This window comes from Edaphobacter flagellatus, from assembly GCF_025264665.1.
In the GTDB taxonomy this organism is placed as follows: domain Bacteria; phylum Acidobacteriota; class Terriglobia; order Terriglobales; family Acidobacteriaceae; genus Edaphobacter; species Edaphobacter flagellatus.
Genome location: NZ_CP073697.1, coordinates 2,412,861 through 2,431,229, shown reverse-complemented (window position 1 = coordinate 2,431,229; position 18,369 = coordinate 2,412,861). Strand labels below are relative to the sequence as shown.

General features: G+C 59.8%; 17 protein-coding genes. 3 read left to right on the top strand and 14 right to left on the bottom strand.

All coding sequences use genetic code 11. The features are described from left to right. Nucleotides 1-39: 39 nt before the first annotated feature. The 11 genes from KFE13_RS10110 to KFE13_RS10060 form a co-directional block, all read right to left on the bottom strand. Nucleotides 40-4,602: an SGNH/GDSL hydrolase family protein gene (locus KFE13_RS10110; protein WP_260702992.1), complete on the bottom strand. Its 4,563-nt coding sequence runs from the start codon at nucleotides 4,600-4,602 to the stop codon at nucleotides 40-42. 47 nt (nucleotides 4,603-4,649) lie between these two features. Further along, entirely contained in the window at nucleotides 4,650-5,612 is a 963-nt protein-coding gene (locus KFE13_RS10105; RefSeq protein ID WP_260702991.1) for a hypothetical protein, read from the bottom strand. Then, nucleotides 5,609-6,103: a hypothetical protein gene (locus KFE13_RS10100; RefSeq protein WP_260702990.1), complete on the bottom strand. Its 495-nt coding sequence runs from the start codon at nucleotides 6,101-6,103 to the stop codon at nucleotides 5,609-5,611. Before KFE13_RS10100 ends, KFE13_RS10105 begins: the two co-directional genes overlap by 4 nt. Nucleotides 6,104-6,136: 33 nt before the next feature. Next, nucleotides 6,137-6,565, bottom strand: a complete 429-nt coding sequence (locus KFE13_RS10095; protein WP_260702989.1) for a hypothetical protein — start codon at nucleotides 6,563-6,565, stop codon at nucleotides 6,137-6,139. Nucleotides 6,566-6,569: 4 nt separating this feature from the next. After that, complete coding sequence (locus tag KFE13_RS10090; protein WP_260702988.1) at nucleotides 6,570-7,193, bottom strand: hypothetical protein; 624 nt, start codon at nucleotides 7,191-7,193, stop codon at nucleotides 6,570-6,572. Nucleotides 7,194-7,294: 101 nt separating this feature from the next. Next, on the bottom strand, nucleotides 7,295-8,266 hold the full coding sequence (locus KFE13_RS10085; protein ID WP_260702987.1) for a hypothetical protein: 972 nt from the start codon (nucleotides 8,264-8,266) through the stop codon (nucleotides 7,295-7,297). Nucleotides 8,267-8,351: 85 nt separating this feature from the next. Next, the gene (locus KFE13_RS10080) at nucleotides 8,352-8,651 is read right to left on the bottom strand and encodes a hypothetical protein (protein ID WP_260702986.1); all 300 of its coding nucleotides are present in this window, start codon (nucleotides 8,649-8,651) and stop codon (nucleotides 8,352-8,354) included. A 111-nt stretch (nucleotides 8,652-8,762) separates the two neighbouring features. Further along, nucleotides 8,763-9,146 (bottom strand): hypothetical protein, encoded by a 384-nt coding sequence (locus tag KFE13_RS10075; protein WP_260702985.1) that lies wholly within the window; start codon nucleotides 9,144-9,146, stop codon nucleotides 8,763-8,765. A gap of 23 nt (nucleotides 9,147-9,169) precedes the next feature. After that, a complete protein-coding gene (locus KFE13_RS10070) occupies nucleotides 9,170-9,754 on the bottom strand; it encodes a hypothetical protein (RefSeq protein ID WP_260702984.1) in 585 nt (194 codons plus the stop codon). Between the two features lie 165 nt (nucleotides 9,755-9,919). Then, nucleotides 9,920-10,408, bottom strand: a complete 489-nt coding sequence (locus tag KFE13_RS10065) for a hypothetical protein (protein ID WP_260702983.1) — start codon at nucleotides 10,406-10,408, stop codon at nucleotides 9,920-9,922. Continuing rightward, entirely contained in the window at nucleotides 10,405-10,647 is a 243-nt protein-coding gene (locus KFE13_RS10060; RefSeq protein ID WP_260702982.1) for a hypothetical protein, read from the bottom strand. The genes KFE13_RS10065 and KFE13_RS10060 overlap by 4 nt, the downstream gene beginning before the upstream one ends. A gap of 483 nt (nucleotides 10,648-11,130) precedes the next feature. On the opposite strand from KFE13_RS10060, the gene KFE13_RS10055 reads away from it, so the two are divergent. Then, a complete protein-coding gene (locus KFE13_RS10055) occupies nucleotides 11,131-11,844 on the top strand; it encodes a helix-turn-helix domain-containing protein (RefSeq protein ID WP_260702981.1) in 714 nt (237 codons plus the stop codon). Nucleotides 11,845-11,890: 46 nt separating this feature from the next. On the opposite strand, the gene KFE13_RS10050 is transcribed toward KFE13_RS10055, so the two are convergent. Further along, nucleotides 11,891-12,403 carry a hypothetical protein gene (locus tag KFE13_RS10050; protein WP_260702980.1) on the bottom strand — a complete coding sequence of 171 codons (513 nt, stop codon included), beginning with the start codon at nucleotides 12,401-12,403 and terminating at the stop codon, nucleotides 11,891-11,893. Nucleotides 12,404-12,523: 120 nt separating this feature from the next. Between KFE13_RS10050 and KFE13_RS10045 the strand changes: the two genes are divergently transcribed. Then, on the top strand, nucleotides 12,524-13,753 hold the full coding sequence (locus KFE13_RS10045) for an alpha/beta hydrolase family protein (RefSeq protein ID WP_260702979.1): 1,230 nt from the start codon (nucleotides 12,524-12,526) through the stop codon (nucleotides 13,751-13,753). Nucleotides 13,754-13,768: 15 nt separating this feature from the next. Here the strand turns inward: KFE13_RS10045 and KFE13_RS10040 are convergent, their stop codons facing one another. Beyond that, on the bottom strand, nucleotides 13,769-14,281 hold the full coding sequence (locus KFE13_RS10040) for a hypothetical protein (protein WP_260702978.1): 513 nt from the start codon (nucleotides 14,279-14,281) through the stop codon (nucleotides 13,769-13,771). A 324-nt stretch (nucleotides 14,282-14,605) separates the two neighbouring features. Between KFE13_RS10040 and KFE13_RS10035 the strand changes: the two genes are divergently transcribed. After that, on the top strand, nucleotides 14,606-17,125 hold the full coding sequence (locus KFE13_RS10035) for an ABC transporter permease (protein ID WP_260702977.1): 2,520 nt from the start codon (nucleotides 14,606-14,608) through the stop codon (nucleotides 17,123-17,125). 4 nt (nucleotides 17,126-17,129) lie between these two features. Here KFE13_RS10035 and obgE read toward each other — a convergent pair whose 3' ends face one another. Then, nucleotides 17,130-18,230: a GTPase ObgE gene (gene obgE / locus KFE13_RS10030; RefSeq protein ID WP_260702976.1), complete on the bottom strand. Its 1,101-nt coding sequence runs from the start codon at nucleotides 18,228-18,230 to the stop codon at nucleotides 17,130-17,132. Between the last annotated feature and the right edge of the window lie 139 nt (nucleotides 18,231-18,369).

Here is an 18,369-nt window from a genome sequence, read left to right as displayed (position 1 = left end):
ACTCGTTATAAGTGCCTGTAACCTGCAACGGCCAACTTCCTACATCACCCAGCTGCAGCCGGAGATGTTCTTCGGATTAGGAACGTCGTGCAGCGTCACTGTCCCGTTGGCGGGTACGGTGACTGGTGTAGTCAGCCCGTTAATCGGCTGACCGCTTCTGCCCTGAAGAGTCAGGGTGTAAGCGGACTGCGAGTTGATGATGGTGTAGGTTGCACCGCTTGGGCCGGTGCAGTCCGGTAGTGTCCATGCGGCATTGGCTGTGGGGGCTGCGATGACGGTACCGTCTCCGCTCGCCATGGCGTAGGTCGGAGTTGTGACAGCGTTGGGATTCGTCAACGAGTAGCCGAAGTAGTAGTTCAGCGCATTGCTGGCTGCAGTGGCCAGCAGCTGCTGGCCTGCCTGCGTTGGATGAACATGGTCAGCCTGGAAGTAGGTGGTGTTGGCATTGGCTCCATCTGCGCCCAGCAGCGGATTGGCCGCGAAGTCAACAACGCCATTCGCGCCGATGATCTTCGCATTTTGCAGGATCAGTGCATTGAGGGCATTCTTATCCGCGTCGAACGAGCCGCCGTTGATGTCCGTTCCTGTGCGGGACAACATGGTGCCGACGAAGACGGTGCATCCAGCGTTATGCAGCGTGCGCACCTCGCCTGCGATCTCCGAGAGGACATCGTTTGGCACTCCTGTGCCGAAGGTGAAGTCGTTGGTGCCGATCATCACGATGGCAACCGAGCCTCCACCAGCCGTCGTCATGCAGCCCGGCGCGGCACGGTTGGGTTCGGTGCCGTTGATCTCAATGGCGCGAATGCCGCTGATGCCCCAATTGTGGATCGCGTAATTGGGTTGATTGGTGAGCGTGAGCAGCGACGGCCAGGGGTTGACGCCTCCTGCGCCGAAGGTGATCGAGTCGCCGATGGCGTGCAGCTGCGGCACGGTGGTGGGAGCCGGCTGTGGTGCGACGGCAACACCGCGCGCCGCAACCTCGGAGCGCATCGCGAGCGTGGCCGTACGAACGGCCTCCGGCGTCAGCGCAGAGCTGTAGGCCACAACGCGGTACATCGTCTCGCTGGCGCCTCCGGTCCAGTAGCCTGCGCCGCTTGCTCCAAGGAAGAGATTGCCGGTGGTTTGTGCTCCTGCCGAAGCGCTCTGCTTGCGATAACTGCCAACTTCAACACCATCGACATACAGGTGATCGACGGTGGACGAAGTTGTGCTGCCGGTGACATAGGCGATCACGTGGAAGCCGGAAAGCCGCGTATCGGCCACAGTCGAGGCTGCTCCGTTGCTCCAGATTGAAGGGCTGAAGACAAGTTCGTAGTTGGTGCTGCCGATGGAATAAAACATCATCAGGTTCAGTCCGCTGGCCCCCATGCTGCTGGTGATGATCGCGGGCCATTGCGCATTGGCAGGCGCACCGGTAATTGGATCGAAGTAGACCGCAGCGAGGACGGTCCGAGTGCCGTTCAGTGCAGCGGGCAGAGCGACATTTGATCCTGCGGGGAACCGCAACCCGTTCGTCGTCCAGGTGGGAGCTGCTCCGCCGGAGCCGAGAGTCCCGTTATTGCCGTTACCGCTCGAGTCCGTCAGTACCGTGCCGGAGCCCTGCATGAAGTTGTAGTCGGCCAACACGCCGGACGGCATAGGAGCAGAGCTGGCTCCAACGCTGCCGACACCGGAAGGCGTGGCCCATGTGCCGTCTTCGCGCAGGTAGCGTGTCGTGCCTGCCGTGGCGCCGGGATCGGGTACAGCGCCTGCAGCGTGCGTTGTTCCCGAGGCCTGGAATACGGGGAGCTGCGATGCCGTAAGAGTGCCATTGATGGTAGTGGCGTTGAGTGTCCCGACGTTGATGGTTCCGGCGGTGAAGGCCTGCGGAGTAAAGCTGTAGCCGCGACCACGCAGCGTCAAATTAAGCGAGCTGGTCTGCGGCTGAAACGCAACGATGTCGGTCGATGCGCTGGAATCCAGCTCAAAGAGGTTGTAGCCGGAGTTCCAGCGGCCGCAGCCGTGCGAATTGCAATGGATAGTGAAGACACTCTGCTCACCGGCCTGCGCCACCATGGTGTGGTTCCAGACGCCCTGCGCCAGGTAAGCGAGATCGGGTGGCGTGTGCGTACCTCCGTTGCCGAAGTAGCTGGAGGCCGGTGTGGCGTTGATGACGTTCCAGCCCAGCAGACCCGGGCCGTTCGTGCCTTCGTACTGGATACCGGCCTGTTGAAAGACAGTGGGCCGTGGAGCGGTCTGTCCGATGAACTCCAGATCGGGACCGACCTTCTGGATGTGATAGTGCGGCTGCTCAACGGTATCGTTGGATGCCCAGGCGACATTGTTGGGCGCAAGTGTCATCTGGCCATCGACCAGCTTCGTTGTGGAGTTGAAGACACTCAGGACTTCGGCCATGGGATAGAGCACATAACTTCCGGTCAACAGAGCAACGGTGCCGCCTGTGCTGGTGCTGTTGGGACCGTTCTGCGTATAGCTGAGCGTGTTTCCGCTGATGGTGGAGACGGTGAAGCTTCCGTTGTAGCTGGAGTCGGTCATACCGGAGACGTTGACCGTGAGGCCGTTCAGGTCAACCGGCATATTGCCAGCCGTCGTCAGCGTAACGGTGTTGCCGCTGCGTGTGGCCGAGGTAATGGCAAGCGAGACGTTGGCGAATCCTGAAGTCTTTCCGATGCCGACGATCGACGAGAAGCCTCCGGAGTAATAGAGCCCGGTGGATGAATAGGAGCCGATGACAGGAAAGACCTGGCGGATGCCATTGATCGTGTCCACGGTCTGCTCCAATCCGTAGCCGCACAAGCCTCCTATAGCGACGGTGGAGTTCGGAAAGTGTGCCTTGTTGAGGCTGAGCTGCAGATGCGTGCCGTCGACGACGGTGTAATTGGCGGTCTCGAAGTCGTCGATGCCATTGTTAGGCGTTGTTGGGTCGGCGATGCAGGCGACGCCGCTTGGCGCAGCAGCCGCGGCTGTATTGGAGGCGAAGCCCGAGGGCAGTCCCGTGGTCGCGATGGCCACAGTAACAGTGCCGGGAGCGACGTTGTTGGTCTGCGACGGAATAGGCTGCGCGATCTGAAAGAAGGTGCTTACCGGAAAGCTGGTTCCGGTGAAGGTGGCAGCAGCGTTAGCGCCATTAAGGTTGCCGCCAGTCAGGCTGCCTGCGGTGATGGTCTTCGACGGCGTGGTGTTGATCAGGAAGCGTCCGTCGCCCTGCGTTCCTGGGTAGGACGTTGCAGCGATCATGACAGAGGTGGAGCCGGTGGTGCATCCGGCAGTACAGGTTCCGGTAAAGACACGTGAATCTTCACGTATCTGCAGATCGAAGGGATGCGCACCTTCGTCAGCGTTGTCGCGTGCGCCGCCGGAGGAGAGGATGAACTGCGATCCGATCATACAGTCGCCTACGCCGAAGCAGTTGATCTCATTCGGTGCAAGCACATGTTGGCCCTGTGTGTTGTAGGTTCCGTTTACAGTCAGCGCGCTGTAGGCCGACTTGAAGTAAGGCACAGCGCCGATACCGGCGGAAAGCTGGTTGGAGCCACCGGCGAGCCCCTTGTGGTCGATCGCAAGTCCAATCGACGCTGGGTTATGCGTAGCCGTGAGTTGATTGATGGTGGAGGCATTGCGCGTTGCCGTGACGCTGACAACCTGTCCCGTCTCCGTGCCGGGATAGATCGGGTTTTCGGGATTCAGATAGCTGTCGCGACGTCCGCCCCAGCGCTTATCTTCAACGTGCGTACCGTCAACCCATTGCGATGGTGTGTAGTTTTCGTTGGCGTTGTAGTTCTGCTCGGCTTTGACCTCGCAGCCGGAGGCGCAGTCTGGGCCGGCGAGTGCATTGGCGATGCCATTGCCTCCGCGGCCGGTCTGGAACTGGCTGGCGTAGGCGACACCGTTTTCGCGGTTCACAGAAAGTTGTGTGCCGGCAGGCTGTGTCACGATCTGTGCAGCGCTGGGTAGAGTAGCGACTTTTTGCGAGAGGCCTCCAGCAACCCCAGCTATGGTGGTATCGACATAGCTTTTCGTCGCGGCTTGCGCAGGCGCTGTGGGATCGCTCGCCAGCGTGAGCGGGCCCGTCATGGTATCGCCCGCTTTCAGCACGTAAGGGTTCGAGGTGTCCAGCGGATGACCGGCAACAGCAGCGGCAATGGCCGTATCGACGTAGCTCTTCGAGACGGTCTGCATGGCAACCGAGGTGGGTAGCACCGTGCTGCGGATGGAGCTGATGCGCACCGGCGACGTGCTGGCGGGTACGACCCAGTACTCGCGATTTACGCTGCCATCGTCGAGATGGTAGACAACGGTGTAGTAGGTGCCGAGTGGTATCGCGCCCGCATTGGGCGTAAGCTGCACGGTCAGCACGCCACTGGTGCCGATCGTGGCCGAGGTGCTGCCTGCGGCGACAGCCTGGCCGGTCGTGGTGGTAAATGCAGGCCAGCTTACGATTACTGTGCCCCCGGCTGGTGTTCCGTCGGCGCGATAGATCGTATCTGTAACCGATGTCGTTACGACCTGCGCGAAGGCGCAAATAACAAGCACAAGAGAAGCTATGGGAGCGGCGAGCAGTGCGCTCACCATCGTCCATCGTCGATATGTGCGGCTCATGAAAATCCTTTCTTCTGAACTCACGAAATCTGTTGAAGCAACCTTGACTAGGCGGGTAGGTAGCTGCGGAAGCATAGAACCTGTTCGCCGTCGTTTGCGTCGCGTACAGGCAACGCGCGGAAGGCGCAGGCAAGGCGAATACGATCAAGCGGTGCGGCCAGGGTCTCCGCGGTCTCGGCTGCGCCTCGCATAGCCTGCAGGCGCGGATAGTGGAAGATCACGCGATCACCTTGCTCCCCCTCCATCACAAACAATGCCGACCATTCCTGGAAAAAGCTGGAGCCTTCGCGATCGACAAACCCCACAAGGCTGCAGACCTGCATGCCTGCGGCCGGGGCTCCGGCAAGCAGCGGTTTATCGAGCTGTAATGCGCCGTTTGCGATAGAGGTGATGCGCGCCACATTCAGTGAGACGCGGCGAATGTAGTTTGCGTCGCCACCGGCATCGGAGGATGAGCGGAGATATGCGCCGCTTACGCCGCTGCCGATGTATCCGGTCTGGTTGGTGTAGTCAACGTCCACAGCGACAAAGCTGCCCACAGTAAACTGCTGCGCAGCGGTGCCGACCTGCAGCGCAGTGGCGGTCGATCCGGGTTGCAGGGGGACTGCCGCGGCTGCCGTGCCGCCGCTGGCGTTTGCGGCTGCGCTGGATGTGGTAGAGAGCAGGTTCATCTGCTGCGTGCCGCAGGCGAGTGCGAGCTGCAGCTTGCCCCACGAAGCAAATTCAAGTTCGACGGTTGCCTCAGCAAACGTACGCACTTGCGCCGTGACTGTGGCGGGCGCACCGGTTCGCAATGCGGCTATGCCGGTGTTCAATCCTTCACCGCTCTTACGAGCGAATCTATTGCACCAGCCGAGGTCAATCCACGGAGAGGGTGGAGCATCGAGTGCGAAGTCGCCCGTTTGCGCAGGATCAAATAGCGTTGGTGCCGAGGCATTACGATCAACAGGCGCGAAGTAAGCGCGTACGCGTCGTGTGATCGGTGCGTTGACATTGGATGCTGTGCTCATAGTTCCCCCGCCTCCTGATAGCTGTAGACGTCGACGGTTGCGGTGCGGCGCAGAAGCTCGCCCTCCACCTCGGTGCTGGCAAAGGTGACATCGTTCCAGAAGATGTTGGTGGTCGTTGCTGTCGGGCCTGCAGCGGAGTATCTGTTTTTCGCAGTGCGTTGCGGTATGGCATTGATAGCTGCAGCCAGTTCGGCGTCCATCGCTGTGAGCAGGCGCCCGCGGTCCATGCCTCCATTGCCGCTGTTGCCTGCAGTGGCATAGTGGATCTCGCATCGCATGGTGACAAGCGGCAGGGAGCCGCGTGAGTCGATATTCGTTGTTGTCCAGCGCAGACGGAATGCGTCGTGCTGATCGAATGCCGAAGCAAGCTCATTCTCCTCTACCAGCACACCCGGCCGCGACTGTCCGCGCACTAGTACGGTGCGCGCCGGATTGATGGTGGCGATTCGGTCGCGCAGCGTGATGTAAAAGGTATCTTTCGCGTTTTGCATAAATTTGTAACCTTTACAGTGGCTAATAGGTGGTTAAGTGGGGATAGGAGCTTCACGTAAGAGCAGGCGATAACCGCAAACCTGTCCTCCGGCTTCGATCTCTGAGACGGAGAGAATCTCCATCAGAGTTTCGTCGATGAGGATGCCGAAGGCCGTCGCGAAGAGCGCATTGGCGGAGGCAAAGTTTTGCGAACCGGTGAGTGCCTGCACGGTTGTCGCCGAGACGAAGAGGTCCCGCTCCATTGCGCCCGCTTTGGTCACCTGGGTGGATGCTGTACGAAAGACAGCCGGGTTCAGCTCAACGTCCTGAAACTGCGGCGTGGTGAGGCCGAGCTGCTCGGTTATGTCTCCAGCGATGGCAGGTGCAGGAATGCGCAACATGACGGAGCGCACACGTGCATTGCGTAGCAACGTATCGATGGCGCGGCGCGCGGCTTCGGCATTGCGCGTGAGGTCGGCCATGGCGTCACCCAAGCCTTTCTGCGATATAGGGTCGCAACAGCTGTTGCACCTCGGGATCGACCAGCGAGGCGGAGAAGTAGTCCATCTGCACGGTGTCCATGCGGCTGGAGCGGACATTGAGTGCGGGTGTGGCCTGGGCGTTTTTGACGATCTGCGCGCAGGCAATCTTGATGGCGGGCGGAATGACGGGGAGGCCCGCAGTGTAGGTGATCTCCGCCTCGTTGTAGCTCATGCCAAGAAGATTTTCAGGAAAGGTCAGCTCGCCTGCGGATAGATTGATGTCGATGCTTGTCGGGTCGAGCGTGCTCCAACTGCCGGGCAGGCTGAAGGCCCAGGCAACCTGTGCGCGGAAAGGATCTTCTATCTCGCCACGACGTGAGCGGCTGTAGCGGGCACGTATTTCGACCAGTGGCGATGTTGCTCCATCGAGTGCTGCCAGCGGGCGATAGCTGAGGCGTATGTTCTGCGAGCCCTGCATGAAGCGGATGCGTTCTGTGTATTGCGTAAGAGCGAGCGAGGGACGGCGGCAGTGCGCGTCGATCAGCGCCGAGGCTGTTGCGATCCAGTCGTCGGCTGTATCCGGGCTTAGGCCGTATTGGACATATTCGTTTGGTAGCAGATAAGGCACTTGCGATCACCTCCTGTGAAAAAAAAACGGAGGCAGGTACAAATAGCTTTGCACCTGCCTCCCCCGTGAGTCCTGCGGGCTGGTTTGCGCCGCGGCGTGTCTTAGCGGTCGACGAGCACCTGGTAGTGCGCGTAGTTGGCGCCCTTGACGACGACGCCTCCGAATTTGACGACGACGTACTGCGAGGCCAGTGAGCCGGGTACGCCGAGCTGGAAGATGCGCGGGTTCGGGTCGGAGAGCCAGTGGTACTCGATTAGGTCTTCGGTGACGATGTAGGCGGGCAGCACGGCGGAGCCGGAGCCGGGCGTGCCGGTGTAGCCGAGCGTCCACTCGGGGATCAGAGGTAGCTCGCCGGCCTGCGTGGAGAGCGTCTTGACGGTGAAGCCAGACGTGATCTCCTTCGTGTTGAGCACGACATTGAACTCCTGCTTCATCTCACGATCGATCAGGTCGAGCAGCACAGGATTGGCGTAGATAGCCGTCGGGCGCACGCCGTATGAGGTATTGGCGAGCATCTGCGCGACGGTGGATTTGAGTCCATCGACGATGGACTGCGCAGAGCCGATGGTGGTCGTATTGCCTCCGGCGGCGATCTGCGCAGCAGCGCCAAAGTACTGCGCCGTGGTTGGCGAGCTCAGGCTGGTGTCGGTACCGTTCCACAGCGCGATGTCATGCGTACGCAGGACACCGTCGACGGTGTCGGCGAGATCCTTGGCCTGCAGATACGCGAACTGCGACTGCTGCTTACCGAGCTCCAGGTCGAAGAGGTTGTAATTGATCTGCGCAACCAGGGCCTTCAGCGGCACGCTGCGCTCGACCCGGGTGGGTGTGACGAGCGGCGCGACGATGTTGCGCGGGTCCACGAATCCTGACGTGGCCGACGGCGAGGGGATAGCGGTCTCTTCGAAGAAGCGTGAAGGGTGGCCGGTGGCCGGAACCTGCTTGATGCGCTGGCCGAAGATGCCGCGTCGCTGGACGAGATCGGTGATCTCGGTCTGGTAGAGAGGAACTTCGATCGCGCCCGGTCCGAGGAAATCCGCTGCGGCGTGGATGTCAGTAAACTTCGCGTTCATTACATCTCCTTTTGGAAAGAGGAAAGGCACAGCCTTGAGCTGTGCCCTTGTGTTGGTACGTCTGTTGGCTTCCGGCGACGATGGCTTAGCTGACGAGGCCGGTGCGGAAAAGCTGCGCCTTGACGGCGATGCGCTGCTCGATCGAGAGGCTGGAGAGCGCGGAGTCTAATGCGCTGGATTCGAGCGAATCGACGGCTACGTTCTGCTTGGCGAGCAGCGTAATTGCGCTCGCGGCGAGTGTCTTGCGATGATTTGTAACCGTAGAAGGCGTATTTGCTACGGCTGTTGCTTGAAGCTCAAGAAGCTGCGCCAGTTTGGTTTCGACCGCGGCCAGGCGCTCTTCGAAGCTGGCTTCATTGGCGTTGATCTCCATCTGGATTTCCATGTGTGTTCCTTTCGTTCGGTGAATCCCGGCGCGGTTGGGGCTGGGATATGAAATGCGGGGTTCCTCGACTCGGCTGTGCCTCGCTCGGAATGACACGATTGAGGAAGATGCCTATGCTTTCGTCGGGATTTGCGACTGCTGCACGTTGAGGATGGCGACGACTGCGGAGACGATGTTCGCAATGTAGGTCGTATCGGCCTGAATATTGCCCTTGGCGAGCAGTGCAGTGACGGCCTGCTGTGTGAGCACGAGGACCTCGGCGAGTTTCTGCGGGCCCGTTCCGCTCTGGATGCCGCTGGCAGCGTACTTCTGCTCGACGAGCAGCACGGCGTTCTGGATGAGAGCGGTGGCGTCGGCCAGCTCTGCGGCAGCCGGTGCGGCTGCGGGAAAGAGCAGTGCGACGAGGCGCTCGACGGGCACGGCGTAGGTGATGGCCCACTTCAGGCCTTTCTCGAAGCCTTTGCCGATGGCTGCGAGAACACTGATGAAGCTCATATGTTTCTCCTTGGACGAGTTGATTACCTGGCGACAACACGACGATGAGTCTTCGAGGTCTGCATCAGTTGGAAGCTGGTGCTGCGATAGGCGGCTTTGTCGCGCAGCAGGATGGCGGCTCCAGTGAAGGTGGCTCGCGTGAGCGTCCAGATGGAGGCGCGCATGTCGGCGACGTGCGCATCGGCCAGCTCGTAGCTCATGCCCATGCCGGCAGAGGATTGGATCGTCTGCTCCATCTCGGGGAAGTCGCGGGCATAGAGATAGCCGGCGATGGTGAGGCGATTGCCGTCGATCTCAGCGGCGGTGATGATGCCGCACTTCTGCCGGGCGTCGTGGCCATCCCATCCGGCCTTGTAGTCGACGGCCATGCCGAGCAGCGAAGGCAGGGCGGCTTCGGCAGCGGCGCGGGTGAGGATGACGCGATGGCCGCGCGCTCCGTTCGGGGCCTTGTCGCTTGGTGTGTCGACAAGGGTAAGAACGCCTTCGAAGGGAAGGCGGTTAGGGTGGCCGTGGACGACGGGGAACTCCACTGCCATCGCGTGAAGCTCCATGCCTCTGGCGCTTCGGTTGGCGCTGCTCGGGCTGCGATGGCGCTGTGTGTGGTGCATACGATCTCCCTTCACGGTTCGGTTAAAAGCGAACGGGAGAGCGGCCTATGGGCGCTCTCCCGTCTCATTTCTCGATTACCTTTCCAGAATAGCAAGTGGCGCGAAACTAATCGGCACTTTCAAGGACAGACATAACAGCAAGCACATCAGCAGGTTGCGAGGCGTTTAAGGTTTTCCACATCTTGACAGGTTTTGGAGCGGTTGCAGTAGGCGCCGGTCGAGGAAGATGCGCGTGAGAATGTCGAGCGCCTCTCCGTAGCGCCGTACAACGGTGCGAATGGGAAGGTCGAGCATCAGGGATGTTTCGGCCTGGGTATATTCCTGCAGCGCGATGCGCGTGATGAGGAAGGTTTCGTCGTGGGTGAGCAGCTCGAGGCAGCGGGAGACGTCGTGCACGAAGATGACGACATCGTCGAAGCCTTCGACCTTGTAGTGAGTGACGTTGCCGCGAAACATCTCGCGTCCGAGAAGCGATGGAGCGCGGCCCGACTCCATCGACATGCGGAGGTAGCGGCGCAGCAGGGCTTCGGTGTATTTGCGGTAGAAGGCGATTTCAGGGACGACAGGCTTTTTCTTCGCCTTCTTCTTTGCGGTTTTGGGCTTTCGAGCAGCGGTGGCCCAGAGGACGGGGAGGATGATGGGAGCTGCGCTCATCGTGCACCTCCGTGAGAGACGACGGCGCGCTCACAGCAGGAGACGCGCGCCAGACGCGGTTTGCGGCCGCCGGGATGTTTCCCCCTGGGCATGGGAAAGTCGGCCAGACGTGTAGCGCAGGCGCGGCAGTAGACGCCACGAACTGCACTATGGGGATTTGTGCCAGTGGGGTTCGTTCTGCGGAGCCACAGCGTGCCGCAGCCCTCACATACCTTCAGGTCCATCCGCAAATACTTCATGAGTTTCCTCTCTCAAAGGCCGAAAATGTCCTGAGGAGCCTGTTTGATCAGCGGTCGAATTGGCTCACATCAGGTGGGTTAGGGGCGGCGTCGGCTGCATGCGCGGGGTAAATCCCGGGTCGTGCGTCGATCAGCGCCGGGTTGCGGTTCAATCCACAGGGCAAAGACCTTTGGGATAAAGTCAACTGCACCCTTGCCGAGACTTGATGGCAGAGGCTGGGAGCCGGACCCGAGGGCGCAGAACAGGCTGAAACGAACTGGCCTGCGGGCCGATTTTGCCTCTCCAAAAGCCGCGGAAGGAAGTTTCAAGGTTATAGCTTTAGACAAAACTCGTGTCAACTCCAAGATTTCCTCAGAAGATTTTGGGAAGGAAATCCAGCTTTTTCAAGTGTTTCTGCATCACACTTATTGCATAGAGATAATATTTCGCCTAATATTCGTCTTGCACAATGATATCTACAGCAGGCAGAGGACTTTAGAGAGATGAATTTTCAGGATCTTCACGAACTGGTTCGGCAGGAGCTGGCGCGGCGTATCGACCGTGGCCTGGTAACGGGCAGCCGTTTGGCGCAGCGCGCGGGATTTCAACAGGCTCATATCTCGAACTTCCTGAACCGCAAGCGGGCGCTCTCACTGGAGGGGCTGGACCGCGTGATGGAGGCACAGGGGCTGACGGTCGAGCAGGTGCTGCCGGTGGACCTGGCCGGTGCGGCGGCTATGGCAGTCGAGGAACGAGAGGAGCAGATGGACGTGCCGATCGTCTCGCCGTCGGCCGCGATGGACGATGCGCAGATTGCGACCTCCGAGGTGATGGAGACGGTGCCGGTGGTGGCGGCGCGGCTGAAGGAGAACAGGGCCAAGCCAGCTCCCCGGCGTACGCAGTGGGAGCGGTTCGTGGCGGTGCGCGTGGATGCGCAACAGGCGGCTGCGATGGCCCCCGTCCTGGCGATGGGTGCCCTGGCTATCGTCGACCGGCACTGGAACTCGCTGGCGCCATATCGCGCGAGCCAGCCGAATATCTATGCAGTCAGGTCCGGGTCGATGCTGATGCTGCGGTATGTGGACTTCGACGAACGGCATCTGATCCTGCGGCCGTTTCTCAGGGAGTTTCCGGTGCAGTTGATCGGGCTGCGGGAGGGGGAGTCTCCGGCGGACTATGTTGTGGGTCGGGTTTGCTTAGTGGTGGCGGAGGTGTGAGGGACTATGTGTGGGTGTAGAAAATCTGGAATTGCCAATTCTTACTTCACTTGGACTTGCAAAGTGCCTCTGAACGTTGAATGTGGTCTAACGTATAGACCATGCCGGTCTGCCAAGCAATATTAATGGGGCCTGTCGACAACTCGGTAAGGGCATAGCTCCAATCATTCGCCTTCTTTTGATCCTTTACGCTATTCATGGTGAAGGTGCCCAAGATACTTGAGAGATTATCAACTGAGCTTTGAAATGACTGGAGTTGTGAGAAGTAATTAACTTCAGCATAGAGACTTTCGTCTGTCTGCACGCGCCGAGCCCACGAAATGGTCATGTTGTAATTCAACAAAGCGATTTCCTTGGCTTTTTCGATTTCTTTGCCGATAGCAAACTTTACATCAAGATCATCTGTCTTGACCTGATCAATCGTGGCCTTCCAGTTGGAAGATTGTTTGATCACGCTCTGAGCTGACGCCTTGAAGTCTGATTTAGTGGGTGTCAAGTTTTGAGCTTGCGAACAGAGAGGCAGTAAAAGGAAAAAGACGAACATGCGAAGCGGTTGCATATGGCGAATTGTACCTTCAAGAAATTTTCCAGATGTTGTGCCAGCCGCAAACTAAGCTGGTATCGCTATGACGTCAAGTCAATAATTTGAGGACATAGGGTAGCTTGATAAACTTAGATAATGCTCAAAAAGCTTTATGCGAAGTGGATGTATGCGTGGGAGACCGCGCTGACCACTCGTGATACGAACCGCGTAGTGCGGCCTTTGGAGTGGGGCGAGGACTGGCTCGCGGATTTTGTTGATGGGGCCGGGTTGAGCGACTCTGATTCGGAGTTTGAGTGGATGGTTCGCTTGAACGAGTCGCTTGTGGCGCGGGCCGATGACTTCTTTGGGTATGAGGTGCCGACAGACTTTCGCCTGGAGAAGCGCCATCCGCAGTTATTTCCGACCAACGTGCGGCCGGAGACGCTGGAGCAGGCAGCGGAGTGGCGGCGTCTGGAGGAATCGGGCGAGGGCGTGAAGGCGGAGTTTCTGCGCTTCACCTCGCCGGTCAGCACGCGCTATCCGGAGAACGATGTTGTGAATGCGCGGTGGTATCCGGCTCCGGCGGAAAAGCAGGTGGGCAGGCCGAAGCAGGCCATTATCGTGATGCCGCAGTGGAACGCGGACGCGTTCAGCCACAATGCGCTGTGCACGCTGTTCAACCGGTTCGGCATCTCGGCGCTGCGGCTGTCGAAGCCATATCACGATATTCGGCGACCGGCGGAGCTGGAGCGGTCGGATTATGCGGTGAGCTCGAACATCGGCAGGACGATCTCAGCATGTCGTCAGGCGGTGGTGGATATCCGCAGCTGTATTGATTGGCTGGAGCAGCAGGGTTATGAGCACTTCGGCGTGCTGGGGACGAGCTTGGGAAGTTGCTATGCGTTTATTGCGGCGGCGTTCGATCCGCGGCTGAGGGTGTGCGCGTTCAACCATGCTTCGACGCAGTTCGGCGATGTAGTGTGGACGGGGCAGAGCACACGGCATATTCGCGCGTCATTTGAGCAGGAGGATCTGACGCAGCAGGATGTACGGAAGATCTTCGCAGCAATCAGCCCGATGTCCTATATGGATCGCTTCGCAGCACAACGGAAGCAAGTGCTGGTGGTGCATGCGACGTATGATCTGACATTCATCCGCGAGTTCTCGCTGGACGTGTTGAAGAACTTCGACCGTCTGAAGGTGGATTACGTCTCAAAGGTGCTGCCGTGCGGACATTACACGACGGGCGAGACGCCATACAAGTACATGGACGGATGGTTTCTGGGGTCGTTCGTGTATCACGCGTTCAAGAATCTGCGCGAACAAACGAGCAAGTTAGCGAGTCAGCCGGCCAGCGAGACTGCAAGTGCAGGAACGTCCCGCTGACCGACTGATTCGTCCTTACCAGAGTCGAACGACGAGTCCAGTAGAGAAGGTGGTCGCGCGGACACTGTTGCTGGTGACGGCGCTGTAGGCGATATCGACGACGCGCCAATCGATGCGCGGCAGGATCGTGGCGTCGAGTCCTCCGACGACCTGGTAGTTGAAGTGGTTGCTGGACGAGGTGTTCTTGCCTCGGTTGTAGTTGCCCAAACCGATGAGTCCTTCTACATACGGATGCAGCGGAATCACATGCGGGTTGAAGGAGACACGCGGGCCGACGGCGAAGGTGTTGAAGTGAAAGCCGTCGCGTCCCATGAAAGAGCCGCGCAGGTCGCCTCCGACGGAAACGGTGTGAAGCACGTGTCCGCTGGCTTTGTAGACGCCGACCATGCCGCCGTAGCCGAGATTGACGGGTGCGTTGCCAAAGGCTGCTCCGCCCACGGTGCCGTAGGCGGCAATCTGAGCATGGAGCGCAGCGGGAACGACCAGGAGAAGAACTGCAAAAAGGATAAGGGTGTAGCGTTTCATCATTGGGGAGTAGCCTCGCATTCGTTTTAAGGGTATCGCAGGCAAGTGGTGATACAGGTGGCTTTGGGCTGGTGCGGACTATGACTTGGCAACCTTTTGTGACTGGCGGCGCCGTGCTTGTCTCTTTGTGGTTGGATGCGGGCTGGTGCAGAGTTCTGAGCGCCGCATTGCCAGTGTCCAATTGCGGACGCGTTTTTGCAGATGCGGACAGGTCGTTTTGATCCACCGCGGCTAAGTCGCTGAAAATCTGTGTAGGGGCAATGGAGATCGAACTGCTTTCACCGAAGGTGAAGAATCCTGGCTCGAACACTGGAGGCTATAAACGCCATGCAGAACACGTTGAATGATCTTCGATTTGCGCTGCGGCAGCTGCGGCGCTCCCCTGCCTTTACGCTGACGGTGGTGCTGACGCTGGCGTTGGGTGTAGGCGCGAATACGGCGATCTTCTCGCTACTGGATCAGGCTTTGTTGCGTGCGCTGCCAGTGTATAAGCCGCAGCAGCTGGTGTATCTGCAGGGCACGGGCAAGGCGTGGCGCGGGCATTCGAGCTCGCACGGCGGCGGCATCGAAAGCTATTTCTCGTATCCGATGTATCGCGATCTGCGCGATAAGTCGCAGGCGTTTGAGGCGCTGGCAGCCACATCGAAGGCGGACGTGGCGCTTACCCGCAATGGCTCGTCGGAGTTTGCTGAGGCCGAGATCGTCAGCGGCAACTACTTCACGATGCTGGGCGTGGCTCCGGCGCTGGGACGATTCTTCTCGCAGGCCGAGGACGAGCAGAAAGACGCCGCTCCCGTCATGGTGCTGAGCTACTACTATTGGCAGAAGCACACAGGTGGCGATGCTTCCATCGTGGGGCAGAACATCTCGCTGAACGGACATCCGTTCAAGGTGGTCGGAGTCACAGGGCCAAACTTTCATAGCGCGGTATGGGGCGAGACGCCGGCTCTTTTTGTGCCAATGTCGATGCTCGGTGAGGTCATGCCCGGCCGGGACAAGGCGTTGACTGACCACACCGACCGCTGGATGAATATCGTAGGGCGTCTGAAGGATGGTGTGACGACGAAGCAGGCGGAGGTCATGTGCGCTCCGCTGTGGCACGCTCTGCGTGCCGACGAGCTGAAGGCGCTGGGTACGTCCTCGAAAAGTTTTACCGATCAATATCTGACGAACAGCCGCTTGTTGGTGCAGCCTGCGGCACGCGGCTTCTCGTACAACCGCGAGGACTATCAAACGCCTCTGCTGGTGATGATGGGCATGGCTGCGCTGGTGCTGCTGATTGCGGCGGTCAACGTTGCCAGCCTGCTGCTGGTGCGCTCGGCGGGGCGTGTGCGGGAGTTCTCACTACGCTATGCGTTGGGGGCGCGTTCGGGAAGGATCGTGCAACAGCTTCTGCTGGAGGGCCTGCTGATCGGCATCGGTGGCGGCGCGATCGGCCTCACGCTCGCTCCCGTGGCAGTCGGCCTGCTGACGAAGCACTTTGACAAGACGGGAAGCCCTTTCAGCACATCGCTGGACGGACGGCTGCTGGTCTTCAACTTCGCGATTGCGATCGTGGTCAGCATCTTCTTCAGCCTGGCTCCTGCAGTGCAGATGCTGCGGCCTGACCTGATGAAGGCGCTGCGCTCGCAGACATCGACGGGCACAGGTGCTGCGCTGGGCTTCCGGCGTTTCGTTGTCGGTGCGCAGATCTGCCTGAGCCTTCTGCTACTGGTCGGCGCGGGGCTGTTTGTGCGAACGATGCAGCAGCTGCGCTCGCACGATGTCGGCTTCAGGACAGATCATCTGGTGGGCTTCACGCTTGACCCCAAACTGTCGGGCTACGATGCGACGCGTCTGTCGGCGGTGCGTCTGCGCATGCTGGAGGCGCTGCGCGCGATGCCCGGCGTGGAGAGCGTCGGAGCAGCGAACAGTCCTCTGCTGGGACAGTCGTCGCACTCCGGCAGCGTCACCTTTGCCGGGTACAAGGCAGCACCGGATGAAGACGTCGACGCAACAAAGATGAACATCAGTCCCGGTCTTTTGGAGACATCACGCATTCCACTGCTCGCTGGCCGAGGCATTACTGAGAGCGATGATGCTGCCCATCCAAAAGTAGTGGTTGTTAACGAGACGCTGGCGAAGCGATACTTCGGTTCGGCGAGCAAGGCCATCGGGCAGAGACTGTACGACGGCGGTGGAGATAATCACCCCTTCGATACGGAGATCGTCGGTGTGACGCGCGACTTTGTGCAAACGGACCTTCGCGGCGAGATTCGTCCGTCGATGTATGCTCCGCTGGAGCAGATGGCAGGCTCGGACCTCAATCGCTCGCTCTCGTACTACGTGCGCACGCAGACGCCGCCAGAGACGGTCTTCGCAAACATTCGCAGGACAGTCGCCTCGGTTGATCCACTGCTCGCGATCGACGATCTGCGCACGATGGACGACCAGATCAACCAGGACATGGAGAACGAGCGCATGATCGCGTTGCTCGCCATCGCCTTCGGCCTGCTGGCGACATTGTTGGCCGGCGTCGGCCTCTACGGCGTGATGGCCTATACGACGGCGCAGCGCACGAAGGAGATCGGTATCCGCATGGCGCTGGGCTCGTCGCGATGGCTGGTCTCGCGGCTGGTCTTCAGCGATGTGCTGAAGCTGGCGAGCGTTGGAATCATCATCGGCGTTCCGCTGGCCATCCTGCTGGGGCGGCTGCTGCGCAGCCAGCTGTTCGGCGTCACGCCAAACGATCCCTATGTACTGACGCTGGCAGTCGCGATGATCGCCCTGGTAGCTGTCGTGGCGGCGCTGCTTCCGGCACGCAAGGCTGCTTCGGTTGAGCCGTCGGAGGTGCTGCGATCAGAGTAGTACGTCAGCGGCGGCTGCGGCGTGCCGATGGAGCCGGTGGAGGATAAGGGGCCTTGGGCTTCACTGCCTCGGACGGCTCTGTATCGACAGGCGAGGGGCGATGTTCAGCGACGGCCTTCGCAATCGCGTACTTCAGCGCTTCGATGCCTTCGCCAGTGACGGCCGAGATCGGATAGATTGGCATCTTGCGGCGCTTGGCGTAGGTCGTCAGCTTTTTCAGCTTGTCCGGATTGGCGACATCGGCCTTCGAGGCGACGAGGATGGTGGGACGCTTCGGCAACTCGGGGTCGAAGCTGGCTAGCTCCTCTGTGATGACCTTGAAGTCTTCAACCGGATCGGGTCTCCCCGATGCATCAGAGACATCGACGAGGTGAACGATGACGCTGGTGCGCTCAATGTGTTTGAGGAACTGCACGCCAAGTCCCGCACCGAGATGTGCGCCTTCGATGAGGCCCGGCAGGTCGGCAATAACAAACGATTGCTCATGCGGAAACTCGCCAACCTTAACAACGCCCAGGTTCGGCTCCAGCGTGGTGAAAGCATAGTTGGCAATCTTCGGCCTTGCTGCGGAGAGCCGCGAAATGAGCGTCGATTTGCCGACGTTGGGGTAACCGACAAGTCCTGCGTCGGCCAGCAGACGCAGCTCAAGACGCAGATGGCGCTCTTCGCCAGCGCGGCCCAGCTCGTGCTCCCGCGGAGCCTGATGCGTCGAGGTGGCGAAGTGCTGATTGCCACGTCCACCACGTCCACCACGAGCGACGATGATGGTCTGGTTGGGACGGGTAAAGTCGTGCAGCAGCTCCCCGGTGTCTTCGTCATAGACCAGCGTTCCGACCGGGACTTCGAGGTGCAGAGCCTTGCCGGATTGGCCGGACATGTTAGAGCCCATGCCGTGCTCGCCGCGTTCCGACTTGTGTTCCGGGTTGAAGCGAAAGTGGACTAAAGTATTGTGGCTCAATGAGGAAGACATAAGGATGTCGCCTCCATGGCCACCGTCGCCACCCGATGGACCGCCTCGCGGAACAAACTTTTCACGCCGGAAGGCCATGCAACCGTTGCCCCCGTCGCCGGCCTTCAGCCGGATCTTTGCCTCATCAATAAACATTCTATTTACACACCAATTCTACTCGCAGAGATAAACTAAACCTACACAAGACCCACTCAGTTGTATCCGATGCGTTGCTTCCGCTTAGAGAAGCAGGCATCGTCGACAGGTTGCTCGGATCGATTTGTGACCGGGCCGT

Coding starts and splice junctions, on each gene's coding strand:
- KFE13_RS10075 (WP_260702985.1), bottom strand. CDS start 9,146: ATGAGCTTCATCAGTGTTCTCGCAGCCATCGGCAAAGGCTTCGAGAAA.
- KFE13_RS10070 (WP_260702984.1), bottom strand. CDS start 9,754: ATGCACCACACACAGCGCCATCGCAGCCCGAGCAGCGCCAACCGAAGC.
- KFE13_RS10035 (WP_260702977.1), top strand. CDS start 14,606: ATGCAGAACACGTTGAATGATCTTCGATTTGCGCTGCGGCAGCTGCGG.
- KFE13_RS10080 (WP_260702986.1), bottom strand. CDS start 8,651: ATGGAAATCCAGATGGAGATCAACGCCAATGAAGCCAGCTTCGAAGAG.
- obgE (WP_260702976.1), bottom strand. CDS start 18,230: ATGTTTATTGATGAGGCAAAGATCCGGCTGAAGGCCGGCGACGGGGGC.
- KFE13_RS10060 (WP_260702982.1), bottom strand. CDS start 10,647: ATGAAGTATTTGCGGATGGACCTGAAGGTATGTGAGGGCTGCGGCACG.
- KFE13_RS10050 (WP_260702980.1), bottom strand. CDS start 12,403: ATGCAACCGCTTCGCATGTTCGTCTTTTTCCTTTTACTGCCTCTCTGT.
- KFE13_RS10065 (WP_260702983.1), bottom strand. CDS start 10,408: ATGAGCGCAGCTCCCATCATCCTCCCCGTCCTCTGGGCCACCGCTGCT.
- KFE13_RS10100 (WP_260702990.1), bottom strand. CDS start 6,103: ATGCAAAACGCGAAAGATACCTTTTACATCACGCTGCGCGACCGAATC.
- KFE13_RS10085 (WP_260702987.1), bottom strand. CDS start 8,266: ATGAACGCGAAGTTTACTGACATCCACGCCGCAGCGGATTTCCTCGGA.
- KFE13_RS10110 (WP_260702992.1), bottom strand. CDS start 4,602: ATGAGCCGCACATATCGACGATGGACGATGGTGAGCGCACTGCTCGCC.
- KFE13_RS10040 (WP_260702978.1), bottom strand. CDS start 14,281: ATGATGAAACGCTACACCCTTATCCTTTTTGCAGTTCTTCTCCTGGTC.
- KFE13_RS10045 (WP_260702979.1), top strand. CDS start 12,524: ATGCTCAAAAAGCTTTATGCGAAGTGGATGTATGCGTGGGAGACCGCG.
- KFE13_RS10095 (WP_260702989.1), bottom strand. CDS start 6,565: ATGGCCGACCTCACGCGCAATGCCGAAGCCGCGCGCCGCGCCATCGAT.
- KFE13_RS10105 (WP_260702991.1), bottom strand. CDS start 5,612: ATGAGCACAGCATCCAATGTCAACGCACCGATCACACGACGCGTACGC.
- KFE13_RS10055 (WP_260702981.1), top strand. CDS start 11,131: ATGAATTTTCAGGATCTTCACGAACTGGTTCGGCAGGAGCTGGCGCGG.